Below are 11587 nucleotides of genomic sequence, written 5' to 3'. Positions count from 1 at the left end.
GGCGCCCGACCTACCCTCGGCGGCGAGTGGGCAAATCAAGCCCCTGCGGCGATTGAGCAGCGGGGTCCGGGGCGGAGCCCCGTGGCGTGGGAGCGGCGGGGCCCAAGGCAGAACCCCGTGGCGTGGGAGCGGCGGCCAGTGGCAGGAAACGCTCCCGGTGATGCACCCGGTGCGCCTCCGCCGTCGCCGCATCGGGCACCAGCGGACGCGAAGGCGCGGCGGGCGCCGGACCGTCGACGCCGAGAGCCGCACCCGCCAGCAGCGCCGCGCCAAGCCCCGCCGCCTCCGGCTCCGCGCACACCCGCGTGGGCCACGGGCCGACCGCCGCCTTGAGCGCGGTCCAGGCGCCGAGGCGGGTCGAGCCGCCGAGCAGCGTCACCGAGTCCGGAGCCGCGCCCCCGCGCAGCCGTGCCTGCGTGTCGGTCATCCAGCGTGCCTGGTGCGCCGTGCCCTCCAGGATCGCGCGGGCGATGTGGGCGGGCCCGTGCTCGATCCGCAGGTCGTGCACGGCGAACCGGGCCCGCGGGTCGGGCCGTGGCGCGCTGCGGCCGTGTGCGTACGGGGTGACGGTCGGGCCGCAGGGTGTCGCCGGCAGCGTGGCGACGAGCCGGGCGAACTCCTCGTAACGGGACGGGCCTTGCACGCCGTCGAGGAACCGGTCGCAGAACCATTCCACCAAGAGCCCGGAACTGGCCGCTCCGGCGAGCACGACGAAGTGGGTGCCGCCGGCGTGCCGGCCCCACGACATACCCTCCGCGGCGGCGCTCGCCCGGTCCGGCGGCTCCTCCGTGACGGTCAGGACGGCCTCCGCCGTGCCCATGGAGTCGGCGACCTGCCCGGGTCCCCGCACCCCGGCGGCCCACGCGCCGACAAGGTGGTCGTGCCCTGCGACGACCACCGGGGTTTTGGCCCGCAGCCCCACCTCGCCCGCGGCTTCGGCCGTGACGTGCCCCACCGGCTCTCCGGCCCCGTGCACCCGCGGCATGTGACCGACGCCGAGACCCGCCTCCCCCAGCAGCTCGGGGATCCACCGGCACTCGACCGGGTCCCACGCCATGGTGCGCTGCGCGAACGTGACGTCCGTGCCGACGGCCCCCGTCAGCGCGTGCGCGACGAGATCCGCGGCGCCCACCCACGTCCGCATGCGCGCGGGCAGCCCCGCGTCCTCCTCCACCAGCGCACACCACTTGGCAAGCGGCACCTTCGGGCTGGGCAGCACCCCGGTACGGGCGTGGAGTTCATGCGCACCGTAGGTGGCCGCCAGTCGCTGCGCGTGCGGTGCGGGCGCCGGGTCCGACCAGGCGCGTACGGGGCCGATGGCGCGGCCGTCCGCGTCGAGCGGCACACCCGCCTCCGCCATCCCGGTGACGCCGATGGCATCCGGGGCACGGCCGGACTCCCGTACGCACTGCGCGAGAGCACCGAGCGCGGCGGCGACGAGCGCGTCGGCCGGATGCGTATGGGGCGAACTCCCATAGGGAGTCGCCGAAGTGCCCCTCCCGACGATCCGCCCGTCCCCCTCGCACAGCACGGCCTTCACATGGGTCGTGCCGATGTCGAGCCCCGCGAGCAGCACGCTCCCGCTCATCGCCCGGCCCCGTCCAGCGGTGGCAGGACACCCGAGCGGGCCACCTCCGCGTACCAGCGACCACTGTCCTTGACGGTGCGGCGCTGGGTCTCCCGGTCGACATGGACGAGGCCGAAGCGCGGCCAATAACCCATCGCCCACTCGAAGTTGTCGAGCAGCGACCAGTGGTAGTAGCCCTCCACGGGCGCACCCGCGGCGATCGCCCGCTGCACGGCGGCGAGGTGGGCGTGCAGGAAGGCGGTCCTGCGGCTGTCGCGCACGCGGCCGTCGTCGCCCGGCCCGTCGCCGTAGATGGCGCCGTTCTCGGTGATGAGGAGCGGCACGTTCGGGTGGTCGCGGTGCAGGCGCACCAGCAGGGCCTCCAGGTCGTCCGGGACGATCTCCCAGTCCAGGTCGGTGCGCTCGACGTCGGGGCGGCCCTCCTCGACCTTCCAGGGCCACGGTCCGTCGCCGCTCCGGGCGCTGACGATGCGGCGCGTGTAGTAGTTGACGCCGATGAAGTCGCTGCCCGCCGCGATGGTGTCGAGGTCGCCCTCGTGGATGAAGTCGAGCTCCCCCACCGCCCGTTCCCAGTGGGCGCGCATGTCGGCCGGGTAGCCGCGGCCGTGCACGGGGTCGAGGAACCAGCGGTTGACGTAGCCGTCCGAGGCTTCCGCGGCGTCCCGGTCGGCGGGGTTCGACGGGTCGTCGGGGGTGTGCGGAAAGAGGGAGTAGGCGAGGCCGGCGCGGGCGTCCTCGCGGCCGGTGGCCCGCAGTTCGCGCACCGCGAGGCCGTGGGCGAGGAGCAGGTGGTGCATCACGGTGACGGAGGCCTTGAGGTCCTTCTCGCCCGGTGCGTGCAGACCTAGTTGGTGGCCGAGCAGGCCGACGATCCAGGGCTCGTTGATGGTGACCCAGTCGCGGACGCGGTCGCCGAGCGCGTCGAAGCAGACGGCCGCGTAGTCGGCGAACCGCTCCGCCGTCTCCCGGTTCCGCCAGCCGCCGCGCTCTTGCAGAGCCTGCGGCAGGTCCCAGTGGTAGAGCGTGACGAGCGGTTCGATGCCGCGTTCGAGCAGCCCGTCGATGAACCGGTCGTAATGGTCGAGGCCCCGCTGCTCGACCCGGCCGGAGCCCTCGGGCAGGATGCGCGGCCAGGCGAGCGAGAACCGGTGGGCGTTGGTGCCGAGTTCGGCCATCAGCGCGATGTCCTCGGCGCGGCGGCGGTACTGGTCGACGGAGACGTCACCGGTGTCGCCGCCGTCGATCGCGCCCGGCACACGGCAGAACCGGTCCCAGATCGACTCGCCGCGCCCGTCGGCGTCGACGGCGCCCTCGACCTGGTACGAGGAGGTGGAGGTGCCCCACCGGAAGCCCGCGGGGAAGTGCGGGTCGGGCGTCATCACAAGGCCTCCTGGAATTCGGGGAGTTCGCGGGCGCGCTCGCAGGCGTACAGCAGCACGCCGGCCGACCAGGCGTGGGAGAGCGTGAGCAGCATGCCCTTCGCCTGAAAGCACTCGGTCTGGTAGAAGCGCTCGCTGACCATGCCGCGGTAGGCGTTGAAGTCGCCGTCGGCGCGGGCCACGAACTGGCGGAAGCAGTCGAGGTTCTCGCGCGTGGAGCGCAGGTAGTAGGCGTCGTCGAGGTGCCGGGCCAGGCGCACGAACTCGGGCAGACAGATCAGGCCGAAGGCGTGCAGGTGCTGGTTGGAGGGCGAGGCCTGGTCGGCGCCGCGGGTGCGGAAGCCGTAGCGGGCGAGGAAGGTGTGCTCGTCGAAGCGGACGTCGTACGTGTAGCGGAAGGTGAGGGTCCAGTCGGCGGCGCGGCGGGCCAGGTCGAGCCACTGCCCTTCCGCGTCCCCTGCCTCATGGAGGAGCGTGTACGCGATGACCGCGTTGTAGCCGTCCTCGGAGGTCGGGGCGAGGGAGACGTCCTCGGGGGCGCCGCACAGGAACTCGGAGCGCACGTCGTCGGCGAACGCGGCGCCCGCGCGCCGTGCCGCCTCCAGGTAGGCGGGTTCGTCGAACACCTCCGCGGCCTCCACGAGCGCGCCGACGAAGGCGAGGCCGGCCGCCCCTTCATGGTCGAGCGCCTTGCCGGTGTGCACGTCGTGGGCGGCGGCGAGGCGTCCGGTGGCCGGGTCCTGCCCGGTGAGCGCGGCGGCCAGATTGCCGCGCACGGCCGCCTCCCAGGACGGGTGCTCGTGGCCCCGCACCCGCTCGGCGACCAGCGCCCGCAGGGTGAACAGCGTCGCGTCGCCGAGGGTGCGTGCGTGCAGCCGGTCGGCGTCGCCCGTCCACCCGGCGGACCAGCCGCGCGAGCGCGACCACTGGCCCCAGAAGGTGCCGCCGGGCGTGAGGTGGGCGCAGATGTGGTCGATGACGGCGACGGCCGCCGCGGCCCGCTCCACGTCGCCCACCCTGCGGGCGTGCAGCAGCAGGGCGTGGGCGTAGGGCACACCGCTGATCCAGGAGACGTGCATGGCCTGCCGGTCGCCGTCGTCCCCGAGCGCTTCGCGGTCGAAGGCGACGGTCTCCAGGAGTGCGGGGGGATCGCTGCGGTAGTGCCAGCGGTGCAGCCCCTCGGCGGAGAGCGCGGCGGCCTCGTCGATGCCGACCCAGGCGGCGGGCGCCGTCTCTGGGGTGGCTTGGTGCAGGGCGCGCAGTACGCGCGCGTAGGCGTGCGGATCGGCGTCCAGGAAGTGCACGGTGAAGCTCAGGGTGTGCTTCTCGCCGGGCCGCCAGGTGTGCAGGGGCGTATCGGCGGGCCTGGGGGTGCCGGAGCCGTAGTACGAGACGGGTTCCTCGCGGTACGGGGCGTGCAGCCGCAGCGCCGGCCGGTCGCCGTCCACCAGGGCGAAGCCGAGTCCCTGCTCCCCCAGCGGGCCGGTCTCCGCCAGGGCGAGGGCGGCGCCGCCGCGCCGGTCGCGGGCGAAGACGGCGGGCGTGGCGCAGCGGTCGGCGCGGAAGGCCCAGGCGGACGCGGTGAGGCCGGTGGGGTCCGTCCCGGGGGCGTCCGTGGCATAGCGCGGGTAGGGGCGGGCGCAGTCGGGGCGGCGGTTCTCGCCGTAGAAGGCGCCGGGGATCAGCCACCCGGGGTCGTCGGTGCCACCGAGCCGCAACTCTACGCGGAGCCCGGCCTCGACGGGTTCGGTTCCTTCGTGGCGGACGGTGAGGTCCGCGGCGCGAGAGGGGCCCTCCCCGGTGAGCCGGAGGGTGGCGTGGAAGCCGTGGGCGCGCCCGGTGACGGTCGACGGGTCGTCGCCGCCCGTGACCGGCACGGGGAGGCAGTCGCCATCCGCGGTCAACAGAGCGACTACGTACGGGAGTTCAAGGAGGCCGTCGGCCTCGGCGCGCAACACCCGCGCCGGAGCGGTCCGCGGCTCAGTCGAGGAGTCGGGCATCGGTGTTCCAGCCTTCCAGCAGTACGGCGCGGCCCTCTTCGGGGGCGTCGCGCCAGGTGACAGGCACCTCGACGGACTCTCCGGGCAGCAGGTCGAGCATGTTGTCCCCGAACACGGCCCATCCGGGAGTGTCGATGGGCCGGGCGTCGGTGAGATGGAGGCCGAGCGCGGCGGGGCCCGCGACGTGGGTGAGGCGCAGGGCGCGGCGGTCCGGCGTCGTCCACTCGGGACGGACGTGGGCGGCGGGCAGGTCGAGGTAGGCGGAGAGGTCGGGTCCGACGCCGTGGACGTATCGGTTTCCCGCCATGAACTCACCTTCGGCCGAGAGCAGTTGAAGGTCCAGGAGGAAGAGTGGCCCCGGCAGCTCCCCGGCGGCCAGCAGCAGCTCCGCCTGTCGGCTCTCCCGCACCACACGTCCGTCGAGTGCCACGATCCGCGCGACGGTCACACCGTCCCGCCACCCGTGCACCCGCGCCTCGAACCGCTCGTGGCCCGCCCACGCCTGCGTGGCGAACGACGCGCACACATGGTCGGGCCGATACGCGCGGCGCACCCCGTGGTAGGCGGGCTTGGGGTCGCCGCGGTGGTCGACGGCGGCGGTGCACCAGGCGTTCGGGAACGGCTCGTTGAACTGCCAGGGGACGGCGCCGGAGGAGCGCGGTGCGCGGCGCAGGTTTGCCTCGACGGCGTAGCGCAGTCCGTCGTACTGGAGCTGCTGGCTGGCGCGGCGCATCCGGTCCACGCTGTCGAGGCGCCCGCCGAAGGTCCGCTGGACCAGTGGCGCGTTGTTCCACCAGGCGCCGAGGTGCTCCATGACGGGGTTGGTCCGGTCGGTGGGCCACTGGGCCTCCGCGGGCACGACGGCGTTCCAGGTCCGCCGGTTGGCCATGCCCTCCACGCCGAACTCGGAGTGCAGCAGGCTGGTTCCGGCGTCGTACAACCGCTGGTGGGCGCCGAGCCCCTGGTGCTCCCAGGGGCCGTGCACATCGTGCTGGCCGTCGGGCGCGCGCTCGATGTTCTCCCGCGTGTTCAGGAAGTCGCGTCCCGACGGCGATCCGGGCAACCAGCAGCGGTCGGGGTCGAGTTCGGACACCACGCGGGCCAGCCGCTCGACGACCGGTGAGGACTTCTCGTCGAGCGGGGTGGCGGTGGCCGTGTCGTGGAGTTCGTTGCCGGGCCCCCACAGGGAGAGCGCCGGGTGGTGGCGCAGGGCGGGGACGATCGCCCGTGCCTCGCGTTCCATCAGGTCGAGGTAGGTGTCGTCGGTGGCAGGCACGGAGTCGATGCCGGAGCTTGAGAGGCTGAACTCCTGCCACACCAACAGGCCGTGCCGGTCGCAGAGTTGGTAGAACTCCTCGGTCTCGATGAGGCCGCCGCCCCACACCCGCAGCAGCGTGACGTGCGCGTCGGCGGCGAGCCACAGCAGGTGCGCGAGCCGGCCCTGGCGCGGCACCCCGTAGAGCGCGTCCTGCGGGACCCAGTTCCAGCCCTTCGCATGGATGCGGCGGCCGTTGACCTCGATCGTGTAGGGGAGGGCGTCGTCGGGCGCACCGGGGTTCGGCACCAGGCGCACGGTGCGGAATCCGACCGTGCGCACGACGGGTTCGCCGCCCGATGCCCGTACGCTCACCGTGTAGAGCGGCTGGGCGCCGTGGCCGTTGGGCCACCACAACTCCGGATCCGGCACGTGCAGTTCGGCGAGCACCTGGCCGTTCCCCGCCTCGAAGGGAGCCGTCAGCCGCGCGACCAGCTCCCCGTCCGGGCCGTGCACCGCGGTGTGCAGCACACCGGCCTCGCCCGCCTCCACGGCCGCCTCGACCCGCACGCTCCCTTGGCCATCGGCGTCGACGTGCGCGCCGACCACCGCGTCCCGCAGCCGCACGGCGCCCGCGATCTCCAGGCGTACCGGCTTCCAGATGCCCTGGTGGACGAGGCGCGGGCAGAAGTCCCAGCCGTAGTTCATGCGGGTCTTGTGGGTGCGCACCCGGTCCGTCCGGCCCACCTGGGGTTCACCGGGCGGGGCCGGGTGGACGACGACCGCCAGGAGATGCGGCCCGCCGTCCGCGTACGCGCTGACGTCCACCTCGAAGGGCACGAACATGCCCTCGTGGTGGGCCAGTTCTACGCCGTCGACGAGGACGGTCGCCTCGTGGTCGACGCCGTCGAAGCGCAGCAGGGCGCGCTCGCCGTCCGCCAGGCGCGGCAGGTCCACGACGCGCCGGTACAGCCAGGCGCGCTGCGGCACCCATTCGGTGAGCAGGCTGTCGGTGCCCACGTACGGGTCGGGGATCTGCCCGCCCGTCCGCAGGTCGTCGAGGACGGATCCGGGGACCCGTGCGGGGAACCAGCCGGGTTCCCCTTCCGGGCGGCCGGGGCCGCACAGCCAGCGCCAGGTGTCCCCCAGGCAGGCCCGCAGCTCCCAGCCGTCGTCGAGCGTGTGCACGTGGTTCAGGCCTCCGGCGAGCTGTTCGCGGGCGCAGGGAGTTCCAGCAGGTCCGTCTCGGTGACGGGCGCCGCCGGGTCGGCCGGCACGCGGAACGTCTTGATCTCGTGCGGCCCGAACTCGGCCTCGATCAGCCGCTGTTCGCCGAACATCGGGAGCGCGATGCGCGCCGAAGCGGCCGCGCCACGCGACTCGTAGGCCCGCACGATCGCGTCACCGGACGCGTCCTCGTCGCCCTTGACGACGGTGACGAGGACGCTGCCCGCACCGTCGTCGGCATGCGCCTGGAGCTGGGCGAGCGGGCCCTCGTGGAACGTCTCCAACAGCGCGAACGACGGCTGGTTCAGCTCGGCGGCGCGCCGCGCGGGGTCGGCCGCGCGCCAGTCCTCAGCGTGCGGGAGCAGCAGGTAGCGGAACTCCTGGCGGCCCTGGTCGAGGTACTCGTAGACGCCGTCCGCCTCGAGGATCTTCGGCTCGTGCCAGGCGTAGACGGGGCTGCGCAGCGCCGTCATGCCGATCTCGGCGCCGGTGACGTCGTGGCCGTGCTTGCTGTCGTTGACGACGGTGAGGCCGGCCCGCTCGCCGCCGGGCAGGGAGCCGGTGACGTCGACCCAGGCCTGGGTGGGCTCCTCGGTGCCGTCGGGGGTGCGCTCGATGAACCCGTACGGGATCTCGTGCGTGGCGGTGACGTCGGTGAGCGCGGTCGGGAAGCGCAGCTTGAGCGTCTTGAGCTGCTCGTGCCAGTCCACGACGGTGCGCACCTCGACGGAGCGGGCGCCCGCGGAGAGCACCAGTTCCTCCGCCATGCGGGAGTTGCCGTACGTGGACTCGATGCGCAGCACCGCACGCACCGGGCCGGACTCGACGAGGCGCACGCGACGCCCCGTGAAGGATCCGATGGCCTGGTCGTAGGCGCGGACGCGGTGGCCCCAGGTGTCGCTCTTGTCGTCGATGACGACGGCGTGGGGGCCCGGCTTCGTGGGGATCAGCTCGGCGCCGGTCGACTTGTCGACGAAGGAGGTGAGCCAGCCGCTCGCGGGGTCGATCTCCAGGCGCAGGTGCTCGTTCTCCAGGCTCGTGTCCGTCGCGCGCACCGGCCCTTCGCCGGAGTCCGCCCCCGGCAGCAGGTGGTACACCCGATGCCCCAGCGGCGGCACCGTGGCGCGGAACGCGAGCCGGCCGCGGCTGCCCATCATGCTGGCCTCGGAGCGGGTCAGCTGCACCGGCACCGCCTTGCCGTCCTGGTCGGTCAGGCGCACGGTGGCGGCCTGCGCGAACTCGACCTCGACGTCCTGCTCCAGCTCCCAGGGGTGCGGGTTGAAGACGACGACGGGCACGGTGCCGTCGGCGAGCGGGATGTCGATGCGGCGGGCGATGGCCTGCGTGGCCCGGTTGAAGACGTCGGCGGCGATCGAGCGGGCGCGGCCGTAGTCGTCGCGGGCGTCGTCGTACGCCGAGCGGATCGACGTGCCCGCGAGGATGTCGTGGAACTGGTTGAACAGGACCAGCTTCCAGGCCTCGGTCAGCTTCTCGACCGGGTACGTCTCCCCCGCCACGGCCGCCGCGACCGAGGCCCACTTCTCGGCGCGCTGGAGGTCGTTCTCGGCGCGGCGGTTCCACGCCTTGACGCCGGAGTGCGCGGAGTAGCAGCCGGGACCATGGTGTTGCAGCTCTCCCGCGTGCACGGGCACGTCCTCGCGGTCGCGGACGCGCTCGAAGAACCGCTCCGGGTGCGAGAGTTCGAGCTTGGGCAGGCCGCCGATCGCGTCGAGGCGGGCGATGGAGTCGAGGTTGGCCTTGGTGGGGCCGCCGCCGTGATTGCCGACGCCGTAGAAAACCATCAGCTCGGGCTCGTCCGGCGGCATCATCGCGAGGGACTTGTCGAGGTGGTTGCCGATGTCCTTGCCGGGCGTGCAGTACTCGTTGGGCAGCCGGTAGGCCATGACGCGGGAGCCGTCGGGCGCCTCCCAGTGGAAGAACTGGCCGGGCAGCACCTGCTCGTGCGGTCCCGGCCGCAGGAAGATGTAGCCGTCAACGCCGGACTTGCGCAGGATCTGCGGGATGGTCGCGTTGTGCCCGAACGGGTCGAGGTTGCAGCCGATGGTCGCCGCCTCGCCGAACTTCTCGATCAGGTACCGCTGCCCGTACAGGGCCTGGCGGACGAAGGACTCGCCGGACGGGATGTTGCAGTCGGGCTCGATCCACCAGCCGCCGACGACCTGCCAGCGGCCCTCGGCGACCCGCTTGCGGATCGTGGCGAACAGCTCGGGGTCGTGCTGCTCGATCCACTCCAGGTACATGACGGAGTCGCAGGTGAACACGAAGTCGGGGTACTCCTCCATGCGGTCGACGGCGGACTGGAACGTCGCCCGGATCTCCTGCAGTCCCTCCGGCCAGCGCCACAGCCACACCGGGTCGATGTGGGCGTTGCCGACGAGGTGCAGGGTGCGGTCGCGGGAGTTGGGCTTCGCGGTGGTCATACGGCGGCCTCCGGGCGGCGGTCGTTCGGGTGGGGTACGGCGTCCGGGCCCGCGGCCCAGGCGTCGACGTGCTCGCTGAGCAGGTGCAGGAGCGTCAGGTGCATCTCCTGGATCCGGGCGGTGGTGTGCGCGGGGGCGACGAGGACGTGCTCGGCGTGGGCGGCGGCCGGCCTGCCATCGTTGTCACCGCCCGCGAAGAGGACGGTGCGCGCGCCGCGCTTCCCGGCCTCCTCCAGGCCCCGGATCACGTTCGCGGACCGCCCGGACGTGGTGAAGCCGACCACCATGTCGTCGCCGGTGACGAGGGCCTCGACCTGGCGGGCGAAGACCTCCTCGTACGCGTAGTCGTTGCCGATGCAGGAGACGACGGACGGGTCGGTGACGAGCGAGACCGCCGGGAGCGCCCGGCGTTCGCGCAGGTAGCGGCCGATGAACTCGCCCGCGAGGTGTTGTGCGTCGGCGGCGCTGCCGCCGTTGCCGAAGGTGTAGAGGCGGCCGCCGCGGCGGAACACCTCGATCAGCGCGTCGCCGACGGTGCGCAGGGTGGGCAGCAGCTCCTCCAGGCGCCGCGCGGCGGCGACGTGTTCGGCGATCTGGGTCGTCGGACTGAGGCGGGCGGTGGGCGGGGCGGACATGGTGCTCCAGGGGCGAGGCGTCGGGGCGTTCGGCGAGGTCGAGGGGGCGGTCAGACGCGGGCGAGTCCTGCGACGGACCCGTTGTGTTCCGTGAGGCGTTCGAAGGCGATGGCCGCGGCGCCGAGCACCCCGGCCCTGTCGCCGCCGGTGGCGGTCACGATGCGGGCGGCGCCGGCGGCGGGCCCCATGGCGAGATCCGCCACCTTCTCCCGTACGGGGGCGAGGAGTTGTTCGCCGGAGCGGGTGACGCCGCCGCCGAGGACGACGAGCTCCGGCTCGTAGAGGTTGACGATGGAGGCGAGGCCCTGGGCGAGGAGTTCGCAGGTCTCCTGCCACAGTTCGGCGGCGAGTTCGTCGCCCTCGCGGGCGGCGCGCGCCACGTCGGCGGCGGTGACCTCGTCGAAGGGCAGCTCCGCGAGGACGGTCTGCCGGTCGAGCACGAGGGCTTCCCGGGCGCGTTCGGCGATCGAGGTGCCGGACACGTACGCCTCCAGGCAGCCCGCCCGGCCGCAGCTCTTGCAGGTCCTGCCTTCGGTGCGGACGGTGATGTGTCCCGGCTCCCCGCCGTTGCCCGCCGCTCCCCGGTAGGTGCGGCCGTCGACGACGAAGCCGCCGCCGACTCCGGTGGACACGGTGAGGTACACGAGGTGGCGGGTGCCGCGTCCCGCGCCGAACCGCCACTCCCCCGCGGCTCCGGCCGTCCCGTCGTTGTCGAGGACGGACGTCAACCCGTAGGCCTCGTGGGCGAGTCGGGTGATCGGGATGTCGAGCCAGCCCGGCAGGTGCGGCGGCGCGACGAGCACGCCGCCCGCCGAGTCGAGCGGGCCGCCGCAGCCGATGCCGCAGCCGAGGAGGGCGCGCGGCGCCTGGTCCGGCTCGACGCCCGCGGCCGTCAGGGCGGCGCGCCCGAGCGTGAAGAGCCGGTCGAGACAGGCCTCGGGGCCCTCCTCGACCCGGGTGGGCACGGTCAGGAACGAAAGCGTCTCCCCGTCCTCGCGCACGACGCCGGCCGCGAGCTTGGTGCCACCGATGTCGAGCGCGAGCACGCTTGAGTTGGTCATG

The 11587-nt window shown here is 73.5% G+C and carries 7 protein-coding genes; all 7 read right to left on the bottom strand.

Annotation, left to right across the window (positions count from 1 at the left end; translation table 11 throughout):
• Positions 1-10: 10 nt before the first annotated feature.
• Genes ACNYS0_RS36030 through ACNYS0_RS36000 form a run of 7 tightly spaced genes read right to left on the bottom strand, consistent with a single transcriptional unit; the run spans position 11 to position 11586 of the window.
• Complete coding sequence (locus ACNYS0_RS36030) at positions 11-1588, bottom strand: FGGY-family carbohydrate kinase (RefSeq protein WP_422479874.1); 1578 nt, start codon at positions 1586-1588, stop codon at positions 11-13.
• A complete protein-coding gene (locus ACNYS0_RS36025) occupies positions 1585-2967 on the bottom strand; it encodes a GH1 family beta-glucosidase (RefSeq protein ID WP_422479872.1) in 1383 nt (460 codons plus the stop codon). The genes ACNYS0_RS36030 and ACNYS0_RS36025 overlap by 4 nt, the downstream gene beginning before the upstream one ends.
• A complete protein-coding gene (locus tag ACNYS0_RS36020) occupies positions 2967-4967 on the bottom strand; it encodes a hypothetical protein (protein WP_422479870.1) in 2001 nt (666 codons plus the stop codon). The genes ACNYS0_RS36025 and ACNYS0_RS36020 overlap by 1 nt, the downstream gene beginning before the upstream one ends.
• Entirely contained in the window at positions 4948-7410 is a 2463-nt protein-coding gene (locus ACNYS0_RS36015) for a glycoside hydrolase family 2 protein (RefSeq protein ID WP_422479868.1), read from the bottom strand. Before ACNYS0_RS36015 ends, ACNYS0_RS36020 begins: the two co-directional genes overlap by 20 nt.
• 5 nt (positions 7411-7415) lie before the next feature.
• Positions 7416-9890 (bottom strand): alpha-mannosidase, encoded by a 2475-nt coding sequence (locus ACNYS0_RS36010; protein ID WP_422479866.1) that lies wholly within the window; start codon positions 9888-9890, stop codon positions 7416-7418.
• Positions 9887-10525 carry a D-sedoheptulose-7-phosphate isomerase gene (locus tag ACNYS0_RS36005; RefSeq protein ID WP_422479864.1) on the bottom strand — a complete coding sequence of 213 codons (639 nt, stop codon included), beginning with the start codon at positions 10523-10525 and terminating at the stop codon, positions 9887-9889. Before ACNYS0_RS36005 ends, ACNYS0_RS36010 begins: the two co-directional genes overlap by 4 nt.
• A gap of 50 nt (positions 10526-10575) precedes the next feature.
• Positions 10576-11586, bottom strand: coding sequence for an ROK family protein (locus tag ACNYS0_RS36000; protein ID WP_422479862.1), 1011 nt, complete (start codon positions 11584-11586; stop codon positions 10576-10578).
• Position 11587 lies beyond the last annotated feature (1 nt).

Origin of the sequence: Streptomyces anthophorae (genome assembly GCF_049310305.1) — a bacterium.
Taxonomy (GTDB): domain Bacteria; phylum Actinomycetota; class Actinomycetes; order Streptomycetales; family Streptomycetaceae; genus Streptomyces.
The sequence above is the reverse complement of the archived record's forward strand: the minus strand, read 5'-3'. Positions and strand labels throughout refer to the sequence as shown.